Source organism: sulfur-oxidizing endosymbiont of Gigantopelta aegis (genome assembly GCF_016097415.1).
Taxonomy (GTDB): Bacteria; Pseudomonadota; Gammaproteobacteria; order GRL18; family GRL18; genus GRL18.
Genome location: NZ_JAEHGE010000001.1, coordinates 974,914 through 989,106 on the forward strand (window position 1 = coordinate 974,914; position 14,193 = coordinate 989,106).

Sequence of the window (14,193 nt, forward strand, 5' to 3'; positions counted from 1 at the left end):
CAGTATTCTCTAATGCCAACTGATTTAGTATGAATCTTTATTACTCGTCCACACTACATGATTACTGATTTTAGTTTAATCCAAACAAACTTGACATAATATGTCATTTTCTTTATTGTTAGTCTTTATACTTATCAGTAGACAGGATTAACATGGAATTAAATCAGCTCTGGGAAATACTAAGTGGCTACCCCACTGGCATCTATACGGTGTTCATTGGCCTGTTATTGGTTTTCTGGCTCTTTGTTATTATTGGTGCCCTGGATCTTGAGCTCATATCCTTTGATGCTGACATTGATGTTGATGCAGAAATTGAAATTCCCGGTTTTGTCGGTCTAATGCACACACTTGGCTTAACGGGCGTACCATTTACCATAGTTATAACCATCCTAGTATTTCTTGCCTGGGTTTTTAGCTATATTGTCTCGGCCTATCTCATTCCCCTTATACCTTCAAGCCTAGTGCAAATTTTAGTCGCTACAATAACACTTGTAGGTGCTTTCCTATTGGCTGTGCCCATCACATCACGTATTGTAGCGCCACTACAAAAACTGTCTCAAGAAAATCAGGCTAAGTCTAATAAAGACTTTTTGGGCAGTCACTGCACTGTCACCTCACTCAGTGTAGATGATACTTTTGGGCAGGGAAAAATTAAAACTCGGGGCGCTAGTTTAATTGTCAGAATTCGTGCTGAATTACCCAATACAATAAAAAAAGGTGATATAGTCAGACCGATTAGTTATGACGAAAATGACAATGTTTACCATATCGTCACCCATGAAGAGTTTGAAAAGAATTTAGAAAAATAGCAAGTACAAAATAATCCAGCAGCATTTAATTAAGGGAGTAATAATATGTATTTCATCGCTTTATCTGTCGGTGTCTTAGCGGCATTTCTATTAGGCGGCTTTTTCCTCTATGCCAGCTTTTACAAGAAAGTCGATCAAGGCAATGCCATGATCGTCAATACCTTAAAAGCTGAGCCGGATGTCACTTTTACCGGACGCTTAGTTATTCCCGTTATTCATCGTCGTGAAATCATGAATATCTCTCTAAAAACCATTGAAATTGATCGTCGCGGCAAAGATGGTTTGATTTGTATGGATAATATTCGCGCAGATATTAAAGTGGCCTTTTTTGTCCGCGTCAACAAAACCACCGAAGATGTACTCAGAGTCGCACAGGCCATTGGTTGTGACCGTGCATCAGAGCAAGAAACCATGGAAGAACTCTTCAGTGCCAAATTCTCCGAGGCCTTAAAAACTGTTGGCAAGCGTCTTAATTTTATCGACCTGTATCAAGAGCGTGATAAGTTTCGCGATGATATTATCAAAGTCATTGGTGAAGACTTAAATGGTTATGTACTCGAAGATGCCGCCATCGATTACCTTGAGCAAACCCCCATTGAGAGTCTGGACAAAGACAATATTCTCGATGCCCAGGGTATTAGAAAAATTACTGAGCTGACAGCGATTGAACATATCAGCACCAACAATCTTGAACGCGAAGAACAAATGAAAATCAAGAAAAAGGATGTTGAAACCCGTGAAACCATCCTTGAGCTAGAGCGTCAGGAAAAAGATGCCGAAGCCAAACAATTACGTGAAGTCTCCAGCGTCATTGCCCGCGAAGAAGCTGAAACCAAGAAAATTCAAGAAGAAGAGCGACAAAAATCAGAGCAGGCACGCATTGTTTCCGAAGAAAAAATTCTCGTGGCCGAAGAAAATATGCAACGTGAAATTGAAGTGGCCAATTTAAACCGTCAGCGTGTCGTGGTCACTGAAACAGAGCAAGTTAAACGCGCTCAAGAGCTTGAAGTCGTCGCGCGCGAACGTGCCGTTGAACTGGAAGAGATTGAGAAAGAAAAAGCCCTGGAAATTGAAAAGAAAAACATTGCCGATGTTATCCGTGAACGCATCGTGGTAGAAAAGTCCGTTGCCATCGAAGAGGAAGAAATTGAAAAAGTCCGCTTAGTTGCCGAAGCCGAACGTGAAAGAGAAGCCACTGTGATTAAAGCCGAAGCCGGAGCACAAGAAGCCCTGGTCAAAGAAATTAAGGCCGCCGAAGCCGATGAAATCAAAGCCTCACACAAGGCTAAAGAAGAAGTGGTATTAGCCCAAGGGCGTTTAAAATCTGCCGAACATAATGCTGAAGCAGACAAACGCAAAGCCGAAGGCATCGAAGCTGTTGAAGCCGCACCCGGACTGGCAAAAGCCCGGGTTCAGGAATTCCAGGCCGATGCTGATGAAAAATCAGGTATTGCCGAAGCGAAAGTGTTAGAAGAGAAATTACTCGCTCAGGCCACCGGCGATGAAAAATTGGGGCTTTCAGAAGCCAAAGTGCTGCAAGAAAAATTATCCGCCCAGGCCATTGGTGATGAAAAAATAGGTATCGCAGCGGTCAAAATCAAAGAAGCCGATGCCGTCGCTATCAAGGCGCTTGGTAAAGCCGAAGCCAGCAAAATTGCCGATCGTTTTGCCGCAGAAGCAGAAGGCTTAGAGAAGAAGTTTGTTGCCATGAAACAAATGGATGAAAACACCCGTGATCACGAAGAATTCCGTATGCGCTTAGATTTGGGGCATGCTGAAGCCATGAAAGGCATTGATGCTAACGTTGAGATTGCACAAGAACAAGCGGATGTGCTAGGCAAGGCAATGTCAGAAGCCAATATTGATATCGTGGGTGGTAATGGTGAATTTCTGGAAAAATTCATTAACTCACTGGCAGTAGGTAAATCCATTGATGCCGTTGCAGACAAGAGTAAAATTGTTTCCAAGGCCATCGAAGGTCACATGACAGGCGAAGAAAGCATTGTTGGCGATATTAAAGAAATTGTCTCTGGCCTAAGTGCTGGCAGTGGTAGCGTACAAAACCTGACCGTCAGCGCCTTTTTGTCACAGGTAATGAAAAGTGGCACAACTGAACAGCAGAACCTAGTTAAAAAGTTAATGGGTACGATTAACTCAGATTCCTAATTTTTTTGTTCAGTTTAAATAATCGCCCCAAAAGCAAAACAAGGAAGAAACCGTGCCCGGAATAAGCCCCGATGATAATACTGAAGTTGAAAATGCCGTCGCAGAAGGCGGTGCCTATGAACTCATTCGTAAACGTCTTGAAGAACAGGCTCGCACATTAGACAGTGCTGCCCGTCAACTTAATGACGAGCGCTTAGCTGAGTTTGGCGAAACATCAATGGGGGTGATTGGCCGTGTTCGAGTGCGCACAGAAAATAATTGTAATGCCCGTGATATTGTACAAATCAACAATTACCTATTATTTGGCTATAACGTCTTTATCGGTTTAAAAACAGAAACTCAGGTCAGCGATGTTTTTGCTCTGTATCAATTACACCATAATGATGCAACATTCACCATTGAACCCACCGAGGTCAAGGGCAGCTTTCTTGATGATGCTAAGTTTAAAAAAGAATTTTTCGAACTCTATAGCTATTACAAAAGCACCCATTTACTTAAATTACGCAAAACCCATAATCGCCTATTAGCATTTTTCCAAATTGGTGAAAAACTAGAAGATACCCGTGTTTTTCGCTGGTCGATTGAATCCAATGGCGAGCTTAAGTACATCGATGCTCGGGGTGAACGGGAATTAAAAAGCCCACCACGCTATGATTTTGCATGGCAGGAAACCACCCGTGACAATCATATCAGTGGCCGCCACCCGCACATCAGCATTCTTGATGAAATCTTTATTGAAACCATCGGTGGACACCTCACCATAAAAGTTGAAAATAACACCGAAGATGGTTTAGGTATCTATCAGGAAAAAGTGGATGACAAAAATCAATCATTAGCCGATGCAGAAATTTTCTATAGTAAACTGGGTTCGTTGATTTTATTAAAGATACAACCCTATCGCGAAAAAGTTTGGCGCTATCTGGTTTTTAATACCATTAACAATCAAATCAACCGCATCGATGCCATTGGTCAGGCCTGTGTACAACTCCCAGAAGATCACGGTCTTATTTTCCCTGGGGGTTACTACTTACAAAGTGGTGAAACCAAAGAGTTTGGTGATGAAGCCGATGGTATGATCTATGAACGTGCCATTAAATCACCTAACGGAGAGGATGTACTTTACCGCTTTTATCGTCGTGATGAAGGCAAGGTGGGCTTATTTAATTATAATTTAATCCGCAAAGAAGTTTCAACGCCCTTATATGGTCATGGCTTTAGTTTATTTGAAAATGGTCGTGCCGTGTTATTTTCTTCTGAGTCCAATGAGCCCTCACGCAATCATCCCATGCAAATCTGGGAAACCCCCTTCAGCAGTGATGACTATGCCAGCAAACAACCTAACAGCCAGACTTTTTTGGGCAAAATTGGCAATGCCGAATTAGTCCATGCTATCTCCGAACTCTATAGTCTGGTTCGAAGCATCAATGAACAATTAATGTGGCTACTATGTGGGTGATATTACCTATATTGCCACCAAGGAAGGCTGGTTATATTTAGCGGTTGTCATTGACTTATTCTCTAGGCAAATTGTTGGCTGGTCGATGGATGAGCGAATGAAAGCCAAGCTAGTCAATGATGCTTTACTGATGGCCATATGGAAGCGTAAACCAATGGATGGATTGCTTTGGCATACTGACCGAGGTAGCCAATATGCCTCTGATAGTCATAGAAAAATATTGTCGGATCATAACATAATTCAGTCTATGAGCCGCAAAGGAAATTGCTGGGACAATGCTGTATCAGAGAGCTTCTTTCATAGTTTGAAAACTGAATTGACGCACCATTGTCGATTCAAAACCAGAGTAGAAGCAAAGCAGGCAATATTTGAATATATTGAGGTATTTTATAATCGGGAGCGACTTCATTCGGCTAATGATTATTTGTCACCAGTCGATTATGAAATACAGCAGGAAATAGCTTAAATCGATTGATTGAAGAGGGAAAGGCGACATAAATGCCGCCCATTACCGTTGACGGCCATCGGCTCCTCAGCCTGTGCCGTGAAGATATTGTAACAGGATCATTACCGTTGTGAAAATACCTTGGGTGAATGGAACGGCTCTATCGTTCCAGAGGGCAAAGCCCTTTCTCTTCATCTGTTTAAAGTTAACATGAGAAACTAAAATGATAGGAAATACAAAATGACAAAAATCACTTGAAACAGCCAAAAAAAATATTTAGAAAACTGTCCGGAAAAGTGTTGACACATCAATTCATCTTATGACTCAATTGAAGACAGCGGTTTCAGCATTAGAATTAAAGAGACAGCTTAAGGTAAGCTACAATACAGCCTGGAGTATGAAACAAAAGATCATGCAGGTTATGAAAGAACGTGATGACAGTAAACCTTTATCAGGCATCATTCAAATTGATGATGCCTACTGGGGTGGTGAGCACAGAGGCGGCTCCAGAGGTCGTGGTTCAGAAAATAAAACACCGTTATCGGTTTAATAGACGCTTTAACTTAAAAAGACATGATGCCAAGGTTTTTATGCGTGGCGATGAAAACGCCACCTATGAATGGAAAGCTCCTAAAAATGGCGGAGCTTTATGGGTAATCAAGTTAATTTATGAGCCGAATAACGTATTGGCAACAAAGAATATTCGACGAGCAGAAAAAGTCATTAAAAACTCACAACATTAAGACAAAAACAAAAAAATTAATATAAGGACATAATATGCGTGGTGCAGGTGGAACGTCAGGTGGTTTAGGGCAATTCTTTTGGTTTTGCTATGTTATGCGGGGGTATTTATCTCTTATTAAATGCTATTACCGTTTCATCACACTTTGGCTTTGGCATGCGAATGTATGGCTTTGGTCGTTTTGGTGTCACCAGTGGTATGATCTTAATTCCCTTTATGTTTGGTGTGGGAATGATTTTCTATAATGGTAAAAATATGATTGGCTGGTTATTGGCAACGGGCTCTATTGTCGCATTAATTTTTGGTGTCATCTCACAAATACAATTCAGCTTTCGACATATGTCGGCCTTTGATCTAATTGTTATTCTTATTTTAACGGTGGGTGGTCTGGGCTTGTTTTTAAAATCCCTCAAAACTATTGATGAGACCTATCCGGATTGATTTTTAACGATAAAAAGCGCATAGAGTAAAAATATGTTAAAGCTGAGTATTTTTTTTATGTTAATGCTAGTGACCGAACTCTATGCCGATGTCATTAAGCTTAATCCACAGGCAATGACAGATGCGCATAATGAGCTGCGCAAGAAATATAATTCACCCCCTTTGAGCTATTCAAACAGCTTGCAAGCAGTCGCTGAAAAATGGGCAAAAACACTGCAAAGAGAGGGTTGTCGAATGCGTCATTCAATGGGTGAAACCGGTGAAAATATCTACTGGGCAAGTCCTCATACGACTATAAAAACAGATGGCAATAATATTAAAACCCGTAGCAGTAGATTGCAAAATATCACTGATAAAAACGTAGTACAATCTTGGTATGATGAAGTAAAGTGGTATGACTATGATACTAATCGTTGTAAAAAGGAAAAATGTGTGGGCATTATACGCAAGTTATTTGGCACACGACTCAACAACTCGGCTGTGCTGCTATAGCATGTAAGGATAAGTCACAAATTTGGCTTTGTGAATATGCACCTGCGGGTAATATTAATATGCATTATCGGGATGGAACTATTAAAACTTAAAATAACTAAAAGATAAAAAGATATTCCAAACCGGTGAAGACGGTAGCCAATAGAAGTGATGAACACATTTATGATGAAGTAAAACGTCTGAAAAAGAATTGGCAAAAGTGATTCAGGAGCGTGATTTATTAAAAAGGCCACAGCGTACTTTGCAAGGGAAACTTTGTGAAGTACGCATGGATAACTGATCAGGCTAAAGATTACCCGGTAACGATTCTGTGCCGTTTTATGGATGTTTCCGTAGTTGCTATTATGATTGGGTTAGCTCTCCTAAAACGGATAGAGAGAAAGAAAATGAAGCGCTTACTGAGCAGCTAAAAAACTGTTTGAAGACAGTCGCAAGACTTATGGAACCCGTCGTCTTAAAAGAAAACTGGCTGAAAAAGGCGTTCATATAAGCCGCCGGAGAATTGGTCGATTAATGAAAAAAGCCGGTTTGTTTTGTAAAACGAAGAGACGCTTTAAAGCGACGACTAATTCCAAGCATAATAAGCGTATATCTCCAAATTTACTGGAATGACACATCACGCCTGTGCGGCACGTAGCATCAATTCATAGCTATTATCGACAAAACCCTGATCGACCATGAGAAAATCAATATTCTTCACTGCCTCACTGGAATAACAATAATACACATAGTCATAAGGACTCGCCTCAGCACTTGCTGCGGCTTTCATTTTATGGCAATTGTGTTTGCTTGATGTTTCATAAGAAGATTGCTTGTAATTCATTGAGATACTGAAGCCCCCTTGCTGTTGGTTTGATTCGCTGCAGATGCCATTCGATGAGCCCTAGTTCCACGGCTCTTTTTAGCCCCTTCTCGATATGGCTAATGGGTAAACCTGTCTGCTGATAAAACAATTCCGTGCTAAAACCATTAGTTAGACGGCTGGCATTAAGCATAAACTCAAAACCAATGTCCTGACGCGAAAGTATTTCTTCTCCACCAATGATAGTTAACTTTAACTTATTTTCAGCACTTTTACCCGATATTACACTATTTTCGACATAAGTTTGTGGGTGTTTGAGCTTCCAGCGCCGAGTAATTCGCTGTTGTGCTGCATCACTGATTTTACCATGTGCCCCTGCACCAATGCCGACATAATCACCAAACTGCCAATAATTCAGGTTATGACGGCATTGCTTGCCCGGGCGGGCGTAGGCTGATACTTCATAATGCTCAAAGCCTGCATTGGCTAATAATTGCTGACATTGAGTTTGCATGTCATAACTTAGGTCATCATCCGGCAAAGCCGGTGGCTGACTGGCGAATAAGGTATTGGGTTCCAGTGTCAACTGATAATGGGATAGGTGGTTGGTGTCATAGTCGATAGCCTGTTGCACATCATCTAAGGCTAGTTGCAGGCTTTGACCGGGCAAGGCATACATCAAATCTAAATTAATATTATCAAAGCCTGCTAATTTCGCCCGTTCAATGGCTTGTCGAGCTTGTTGGCCGTTATGAATACGGCCAATTTTCTGTAATAGCTGATTATCAAAACTTTGAATGCCTATCGACAGGCGATTAATACCGGCGGCATGGAATTCAGCAAATTTTGCCTGATCAACGCTGCCCGGATTAGCTTCCATGGTGATTTCAGCCATGGGAGAGATAGCCAAGCGAGCATGTAATTGACTGAATAAGTCCGCCATGGTTTCAGGATGAATCAAACTGGGTGTACCACCACCAATAAAAATACTTTGAATGCTACGCCCCCAGATAGCAGGTAATTCCTGTTCTAAATCATGGATCAATGCTGCCACATATTGCTTGTCACGGGCTAATTCGCTTGGTGTCGTATTATTGGGGACATGGGAATTAAAATCACAATAGGGGCATTTTTGAGCGCACCAGGGATAGTGAATATAGAGTGTCAGTGGCGGTAGTGTGGTAAAATTTAACATCAGTTCATTCTACTGTGAGCGCAATTTTTAGCAAGACAATTGAGTGCCAAAACAATGATTGTGATACCCTTTATTGGACTGTATACTTGAGAATGTAGGGTGGTCACGCTTTTTGTGCCCACGCTGAAAGTGGGCAGATAAAGCCATGCCCACCCTACGGATGAAGTCAAAATATTGGAAAGTTATTCACTAAACTTTATATAACAAGAACAATAATGCCATTAAATTTTACTAAAATGCATGGTTTGGGCAATGACTTTGTGGTCATTGATGCCATTTCTCAGGCCGTCAATCTAAGTCCTGAGCAGGTACGCTTTATTGCGGATCGGCGCTTTGGTGTGGGCTGTGATCAATTGCTGTTAATTGAAGCGCCTGATAAGTCAACAGATGAGTCGGTGATTGATTTTAAATACCGCATCTTCAATGCCGATGGCAGTGAAGTCGAGCAATGTGGCAATGGTGCTCGTTGTTTTGCTCGCTTTGTACGGGAAAAACAACTCACCAACAAAGACACAATCACAGTGCAAACGCATAGTGGTATTATCCAACTTACGATCACTGAGCAGGATGAGGTGATAGTGGATATGGGACAGCCTGTTTTTGCCCCTGAGCAACTGCCTTTTATCCCTGCAAAAGATGATTCTCAAGACGATAATCGCTATACTCTTAAACTTGATACGTTAAGCGATGACGTCAATACAGAAAAATATGTGGAGTTTGCTGCTGTTTCTATGGGCAATCCGCATATTACCCTTAAAATTGCCGATGTTGAACACTATCCGGTGGCGAAGTTGGGGCAATGGCTGGAGTCACATCCCAGCTTTCCCAAACGGATCAATGTTGGCTTTATGCAGATAATCAACCGCCAGCAAATCCGTTTGCGCGTCTTTGAGCGCGGTTCGGGTGAAACATTAGCCTGTGGTACGGGTGCGTGTGCAGCAGTTGCCAATGGCATTTCCCGTGGCTGGCTGGACGAACAGGTTGAAGTTATTTTACCTGCCGGCAGTTTACACATACAATGGCAACAGGGTGAACATTCCCTGATGATGACTGGTCCGGCCAGTTTTGTTTATGAAGGTCAAATAACACTATGAATTCAAACAGTGAACTCGAAAACGCTAAAGTAAAAAGTATGAACATAAAAAGCACAGAAACCGATATCAGCACTGATACGGAAAACACTAATACAAAAAGCGCCGACGCAATAGTAAAAGACGCAGCTCAAATGACAGCGGACTACCTCACTGCGCACCCTGATTTTTTTACCGAACATAGCGCACTTTTAGCTTCCTTGGATGTATCCCATGACAGTGGTTCAGCAATCTCTCTGATAGAACGCCAGGTAGGTATACTCAGAGAACAAAATGCCCAGCATAAATCACAGCTTGCCGAATTGGTCAGCATTGCTAAAGACAATGAACAATCCAATCAAAAAATGCATAAGCTCACCCTCTCATTATTGGCTTGCAGTGGTATTGATGCCTGTGAAGTCGCTTTGGATGAAGTACTCTGTGATGAGTTTACCGTCGATGCAATTTCTCTGAAACTATTTTCCAAGCCCATCGATGAACAACCAGAGCACCTTTTTGTTACCGCTGAGTCTGCTTTAGCACAAGAGCTGGAGAAGTTACTCAACACCCGTAAGCCTATGTGTGGCTTCTTCAAAAAATTGCCCTTAGAGGAATTATTTGAAAGTAAATCAGACTCAATTTCCTCCGTGGCAGTGATACCACTCTTTGTAGAAAAGAATCATTGCTTTGGTGCCTTAATACTGGGTAGTAACAACATACGACGTTTTAATGCGGACATGGGCACTTTATTTTTAGAACGCTTGGGTGAAATCCTGAGCCACAAATTAAGTTTGTTCTTCAAGTAAGGATTCAAAATTCGTATAGGCTTAAACCGCTTAATTTTACAGGGACACTTGCCCTCGTACGTAGTACCTACTTTTAGCAAGCACGTCCCTATTTTCATCCCTCTCGTAGCACTTTTCTTATCAATAAGCCAAAAAAATGATACTCAGGTCACTTTTCAAGAGTTTGATCATTTTTTTCCCCTTATAAAAATGCAAAACTAATTATTTATCATCAAGAATGTTGGAAAATAAAGGATTGTTTTTCAACTTATGTAAAGTTTAGCCTCTAGGTCTACATAAAAAAATCGAAGAGTGATGCAATGTCTATAAGATTAATAATAGCCCGCACTGCAAAAGAACACGATGAGTGATCAGTATCCGGATAACACGCTGACACCGGCACAAATATTTAAAAAATATTTTTCTGTTATTTTGGCTGATACAAAGGAATTAAAACAACAGGTTTATAATATTCGCTACCGCGTTTATTGTGAAGAATTCAACTATGAAACCGTTGCTTCCTGTCCCAACACAATGGAGAGTGATAAATATGATCGCTATGCATTACACTGTCTGATCATTCATAATAGCAGTCGTATGCCGGCAGCCTGTGTTCGATTAGTACCTGCCACTAGTGGTAATGTCGATACTGAGCTTGCGGCTTTAGATTTATTGCCATTTGAAAAGTACTGCACCGATAGTCTGGATCATGATTTTATCGAACAGCTCAACTTAATTCGTAGCCGGCAATGTGAAATTTCTCGACTAGCCGTTGAGAAAACTTTTCGCAAACGCTCAGGTGAATCCTTAACACGTTTTGGTGACATTAATATTGAAGTTAGCAAAGAGGAACAGCGTACCTTTTTACTTATTGCAGTGGCGGCTTTTTTAGCGGCGACAGCACTCACCGATCTCTCAGGGAAAACAGATGTTTTTGCCATGATGGAACCTTTTTTGCCACGCTTATTAAAACGTTCTGGAATTGTCTTTCAACGTGCCGGGCAAGACATTGATTATCATGGCATCAGAGCGCCTTATTTTATTACTACTCAGTCCGCCCTTAAAACCATGCGCCCGGAACTATTAGCATTATATCAATGGATCCATCAACAAATTGCTCCCGCTTATTTAAAACTGACTTAACTGTTCAAGCAGAGATTCATTATGGCTCAAATTTCGCATCCAGATTTTAATTACAATACGGCTTTTTCCAGAAATCTTGGTTGAATAACGGCCACTGAACAGGAAATTTTACGCAGTAAACGCATTGCTATCGGCGGCTTAGGCGGAGTGGGTGGTTCACATTTAATTACCCTGACACGCTTAGGGATAGGACAATTTAATATCGCTGATATGGATATTTTTGAATTGGCTAATTTTAACCGTCAGACAGGTGCGAGCCTGAGTCATATTAATCGCCCCAAAACAGCAGTGATGGCAGAGCTTGCCCTAGAGATTAATGCCGATCTGGCACTGAATATTTTTTCTGAAGGCGTTAATGAGCAAAATCTTGATGAATTTTTAGAGGGCGTTGATCTCTATGTTGATGGCCTGGATTTTTTTGCCCTCAAAGTAAGAAAATCCGTGTTTAATGCCTGTGCAGAAAAGTGCATACCAGCAATAACCGCTGCCCCTTTAGGTGTGGGGGGTTGCGTTATTGTGTTTTTTGCCGGGGAAATGACCTTTGAATAATTAGCCTCGCCAAAGGAACATACTGAAGAAATACCTTTAGATACACCTATCACACGTATTCTTGATTTAGCCTGTTGGTCACCCAATGGTGATCATTATAAGCAGCGTGTTTTTATGGGACGTCTTGGCTTTGCAGCCACACCTCTATCGCGCTCACTGCGTTTGCCAATTAAGCAACTCATCAAGTAAAACATTAAGAATAAAAGCCTAGGTGTGAAATAATATTGTTAATCAATTAAATAGAAAAATCCAATGGCAATTAATAAAATCATGCTGATAAATAAAACCTCAGATAGTAAGTCAAATAAAAACATAAATAGACTTTTAGGTATATCTAATATGGGCTTAAATGTAAACTTATAGGTTCTATCACCCTCATCGTTGAGGCGTTGTTTTAAACCTTCAATCTGTTTTCTAATTTTCCTATTTTTATTATTGTCCGGGTTAGCAATGATAAACTCCTCCAATGAAGTAATTGCACTAGAAAATTGTCCCATTCGTTCAAGTTGAGCTGCCGCACGTAAATGGTTTAATTTTTTTATCATAGATATAAAAATTCCAAAATGTCGTTCAGAATGCTGTTAATTTAAGTGGTTTTTAGGGTGTATGAGTTAAACAGGCGAGTATAAAATTATGAGCACAATAAAGCAGAAGCAGCTTCATCACGTTTGCTTTTACCGCTGAGTAATTCAATTAGAGTTAGGGCAAAGTCCATTGCAGTGGCAGGTCCTCGGGAGGTAATGACATTGCCATCAATCACAACCGCATCGGTGCTGAGCCGGGTGCTGTTTAAATCCATGGTATCGAGCACGCCCGGATAACTGGTGGCGGACTTGCCATCTAATAGCTTGGCACGAGCTAGGACTTTGGGGGCAGCACAAATAGCAGCGGTATATTTATTATCAGCGCTCATGGATTGAAGTAATGTGTGAATACGAGCATCATTATCCAGATGATCAGCGCCGGGTAAGCCTCCAGGCAACACGATCATATCAAAACTTTGCTGCAAGGCCTGATCCAAGGTAATATCAGGAATGAGTACCACGCCACGGCTAGCCGTAACAGGAGAAACACTATCACCAGTATCTAGGCTGGCGCTGCTTACTTGAATCTCAGCACGGCGCAGGAGATCGATGATGGTAATGGCTTCAAGTTCTTCACAGCCTGGAGCAAGGGGGACTAAAACATGGGGCATGCTGATATCCTATTGTTGGGGGCGGGTCTCGGTTTGAGTGAAATTGGATAGATTTTTTTGTTGAGCGATATAGCGTATTTTATCTTGTTGCTTAATCAGTTCTGATACTGAAATCAGACGAATGCCAATGGCTTCAAGTTGTGGAATTCTTTCTTCTAAAACTTCCAGAGTTTGCTTAAATGGATGACCGATAGCCACTGCTGCCCCATCTCGTTTAGCGACTTCAATCAGGTGATTAAATTGAAATTCAATGGCGGGGCGATTGAGCTCATGATCTAAAAAACCATTGCGGCGGGTATTCTTAATTTGGTAAAGATTAGCGGTTTTTTCGGCCAGTGTTTTGACGGTAGTACGGCTATCAACAAAATATAAATCAGTCAGAACTATTTCATCCATCAACCATTTCATGGCACTTTTTTTGCTGGTAATAAGACTGCCCATATGATTATTAATGCCCTTGATATGGGGTATTGAACGAATACTTTTGACCACAGAATCTTTAAACTCTGCTTCACTCATATTATTGGTCAACGCACCAGGACCTAAAAAAAGCGTATCCATCACCGCCTGCATAGGCAGATGTAGCATGATGTCATTGCCCTTTTTATTGGCAATATCGGTCAGCACTTGAAGATGAGGCGTGTGAGGTAAAAAAGCAAATGTCACTTGACCGGGCAAATTAACGGCACGTTGATCCTGCTTTAATTTATAGCCCAAATCATCAATAATGATGGCGATGTAGGCGATAGGCACATTGCTTGTTGTGGTCTTATTCAAACTTGCTTTGGCATTAGCCAGAGAGGAAAAAAGAGCAGCAAAAAGCACACTACAACAGATGACTAAAAGCATCAGATAGTGGTTATGAGATTGCTCGTGCTCTTGATATAGTGATTTGGAAATACG

16 protein-coding genes and 3 pseudogenes are annotated in these 14,193 nt (G+C 41.3%); 14 read left to right on the plus strand and 5 right to left on the minus strand.

The annotated features are described in order from the left end of the window. Positions 1 to 152 precede the first annotated feature (152 nt). The 10 genes and pseudogenes from JEU79_RS05090 to JEU79_RS28345 all read left to right on the plus strand — a co-directional run bounded on the left by JEU79_RS05090 (position 153) and on the right by JEU79_RS28345 (position 6,961). Entirely contained in the window at positions 153 to 809 is a 657-nt protein-coding gene (locus JEU79_RS05090) for an OB-fold-containig protein (RefSeq protein ID WP_198263236.1), read from the plus strand. Between the two features lie 45 nt (positions 810 to 854). Then, positions 855 to 2,975: a flotillin family protein gene (locus JEU79_RS05095; RefSeq protein ID WP_198263237.1), complete on the plus strand. Its 2,121-nt coding sequence runs from the start codon at positions 855 to 857 to the stop codon at positions 2,973 to 2,975. Between the two features lie 52 nt (positions 2,976 to 3,027). Continuing rightward, positions 3,028 to 4,431 (plus strand): DNA repair ATPase, encoded by a 1,404-nt coding sequence (locus JEU79_RS05100; protein WP_198263238.1) that lies wholly within the window; start codon positions 3,028 to 3,030, stop codon positions 4,429 to 4,431. Beyond that, positions 4,421 to 4,897, plus strand: a pseudogene (locus JEU79_RS05105) (IS3 family transposase); the annotation flags it as partial. The gene JEU79_RS05100 and the pseudogene JEU79_RS05105, both read left to right, overlap by 11 nt. A 286-nt stretch (positions 4,898 to 5,183) precedes the next feature. Then, a pseudogene (locus JEU79_RS05110) lies at positions 5,184 to 5,414 on the plus strand (IS1595 family transposase); the annotation flags it as partial. Positions 5,415 to 5,466: 52 nt separating this feature from the next. Continuing rightward, complete coding sequence (locus JEU79_RS05115) at positions 5,467 to 5,619, plus strand: hypothetical protein (RefSeq protein ID WP_198266125.1); 153 nt, start codon at positions 5,467 to 5,469, stop codon at positions 5,617 to 5,619. Positions 5,620 to 5,653: 34 nt separating this feature from the next. Then, positions 5,654 to 6,059, plus strand: a pseudogene (locus tag JEU79_RS05120) (hypothetical protein). A 33-nt stretch (positions 6,060 to 6,092) separates the two neighbouring features. Next, on the plus strand, positions 6,093 to 6,551 hold the full coding sequence (locus JEU79_RS05125) for a CAP domain-containing protein (RefSeq protein ID WP_198263240.1): 459 nt from the start codon (positions 6,093 to 6,095) through the stop codon (positions 6,549 to 6,551). Next, the gene (locus tag JEU79_RS27975; RefSeq protein ID WP_343074945.1) at positions 6,488 to 6,643 is read left to right on the plus strand and encodes a CAP domain-containing protein; all 156 of its coding nucleotides are present in this window, start codon (positions 6,488 to 6,490) and stop codon (positions 6,641 to 6,643) included. Before JEU79_RS05125 ends, JEU79_RS27975 begins: the two co-directional genes overlap by 64 nt. Positions 6,644 to 6,808: 165 nt before the next feature. Then, positions 6,809 to 6,961: a hypothetical protein gene (locus tag JEU79_RS28345; protein ID WP_198263055.1), complete on the plus strand. Its 153-nt coding sequence runs from the start codon at positions 6,809 to 6,811 to the stop codon at positions 6,959 to 6,961. Positions 6,962 to 7,167: 206 nt separating this feature from the next. Here the strand turns inward: JEU79_RS28345 and JEU79_RS05140 are convergent, their stop codons facing one another. Beyond that, on the minus strand, positions 7,168 to 7,320 hold the full coding sequence (locus JEU79_RS05140; RefSeq protein ID WP_214660499.1) for a hypothetical protein: 153 nt from the start codon (positions 7,318 to 7,320) through the stop codon (positions 7,168 to 7,170). A 28-nt stretch (positions 7,321 to 7,348) separates the two neighbouring features. After that, positions 7,349 to 8,548 (minus strand): radical SAM family heme chaperone HemW, encoded by a 1,200-nt coding sequence (gene hemW, locus JEU79_RS05145; RefSeq protein ID WP_198263242.1) that lies wholly within the window; start codon positions 8,546 to 8,548, stop codon positions 7,349 to 7,351. A 215-nt stretch (positions 8,549 to 8,763) separates the two neighbouring features. Between hemW and dapF the strand changes: the two genes are divergently transcribed. The 4 genes from dapF (at position 8,764) to JEU79_RS05165 (ending at position 12,095) form a co-directional block, all read left to right on the plus strand. Continuing rightward, positions 8,764 to 9,642 carry a diaminopimelate epimerase gene (gene dapF / locus JEU79_RS05150; protein WP_198263243.1) on the plus strand — a complete coding sequence of 293 codons (879 nt, stop codon included), beginning with the start codon at positions 8,764 to 8,766 and terminating at the stop codon, positions 9,640 to 9,642. Between the two features lie 38 nt (positions 9,643 to 9,680). Beyond that, positions 9,681 to 10,424 carry a DUF484 family protein gene (locus tag JEU79_RS05155; protein WP_214660500.1) on the plus strand — a complete coding sequence of 248 codons (744 nt, stop codon included), beginning with the start codon at positions 9,681 to 9,683 and terminating at the stop codon, positions 10,422 to 10,424. Between the two features lie 342 nt (positions 10,425 to 10,766). Continuing rightward, a complete protein-coding gene (locus JEU79_RS05160; protein WP_198263245.1) occupies positions 10,767 to 11,546 on the plus strand; it encodes a PEP-CTERM/exosortase system-associated acyltransferase in 780 nt (259 codons plus the stop codon). A gap of 84 nt (positions 11,547 to 11,630) precedes the next feature. Next, positions 11,631 to 12,095: a ThiF family adenylyltransferase gene (locus JEU79_RS05165; protein ID WP_425511164.1), complete on the plus strand. Its 465-nt coding sequence runs from the start codon at positions 11,631 to 11,633 to the stop codon at positions 12,093 to 12,095. A 227-nt stretch (positions 12,096 to 12,322) separates the two neighbouring features. Here the strand turns inward: JEU79_RS05165 and JEU79_RS05170 are convergent, their stop codons facing one another. The 3 genes from JEU79_RS05170 to JEU79_RS05180 form a co-directional block, all read right to left on the minus strand. Then, positions 12,323 to 12,640 (minus strand): hypothetical protein, encoded by a 318-nt coding sequence (locus JEU79_RS05170; RefSeq protein ID WP_198263246.1) that lies wholly within the window; start codon positions 12,638 to 12,640, stop codon positions 12,323 to 12,325. Positions 12,641 to 12,726: 86 nt separating this feature from the next. Then, positions 12,727 to 13,290 (minus strand): DJ-1 family glyoxalase III, encoded by a 564-nt coding sequence (locus JEU79_RS05175; RefSeq protein ID WP_198263247.1) that lies wholly within the window; start codon positions 13,288 to 13,290, stop codon positions 12,727 to 12,729. A gap of 9 nt (positions 13,291 to 13,299) precedes the next feature. Further along, positions 13,300 to 14,139, minus strand: a complete 840-nt coding sequence (locus tag JEU79_RS05180) for a divergent polysaccharide deacetylase family protein (protein ID WP_214660501.1) — start codon at positions 14,137 to 14,139, stop codon at positions 13,300 to 13,302. Between the last annotated feature and the right edge of the window lie 54 nt (positions 14,140 to 14,193).

What these genes read in the sequence shown, in the direction of transcription:
- JEU79_RS05125 (WP_198263240.1), top strand. Translation starts at nt 6,093, where the DNA reads ATGTTAAAGCTGAGTATTTTTTTTATGTTAATGCTAGTGACCGAACTC.
- JEU79_RS05180 (WP_214660501.1), bottom strand. Translation starts at nt 14,139, where the DNA reads ATGCTTTTAGTCATCTGTTGTAGTGTGCTTTTTGCTGCTCTTTTTTCC.
- JEU79_RS05090 (WP_198263236.1), top strand. Translation starts at nt 153, where the DNA reads ATGGAATTAAATCAGCTCTGGGAAATACTAAGTGGCTACCCCACTGGC.
- JEU79_RS27975 (WP_343074945.1), top strand. Translation starts at nt 6,488, where the DNA reads ATGTGTGGGCATTATACGCAAGTTATTTGGCACACGACTCAACAACTC.
- JEU79_RS05140 (WP_214660499.1), bottom strand. Translation starts at nt 7,320, where the DNA reads ATGAAAGCCGCAGCAAGTGCTGAGGCGAGTCCTTATGACTATGTGTAT.
- hemW (WP_198263242.1), bottom strand. Translation starts at nt 8,548, where the DNA reads ATGTTAAATTTTACCACACTACCGCCACTGACACTCTATATTCACTAT.
- JEU79_RS05115 (WP_198266125.1), top strand. Translation starts at nt 5,467, where the DNA reads ATGCGTGGCGATGAAAACGCCACCTATGAATGGAAAGCTCCTAAAAAT.
- JEU79_RS05160 (WP_198263245.1), top strand. Translation starts at nt 10,767, where the DNA reads ATGAGTGATCAGTATCCGGATAACACGCTGACACCGGCACAAATATTT.
- dapF (WP_198263243.1), top strand. Translation starts at nt 8,764, where the DNA reads ATGCCATTAAATTTTACTAAAATGCATGGTTTGGGCAATGACTTTGTG.
- JEU79_RS05175 (WP_198263247.1), bottom strand. Translation starts at nt 13,290, where the DNA reads ATGCCCCATGTTTTAGTCCCCCTTGCTCCAGGCTGTGAAGAACTTGAA.
- JEU79_RS05170 (WP_198263246.1), bottom strand. Translation starts at nt 12,640, where the DNA reads ATGATAAAAAAATTAAACCATTTACGTGCGGCAGCTCAACTTGAACGA.
- JEU79_RS05095 (WP_198263237.1), top strand. Translation starts at nt 855, where the DNA reads ATGTATTTCATCGCTTTATCTGTCGGTGTCTTAGCGGCATTTCTATTA.
- JEU79_RS05155 (WP_214660500.1), top strand. Translation starts at nt 9,681, where the DNA reads ATGAACATAAAAAGCACAGAAACCGATATCAGCACTGATACGGAAAAC.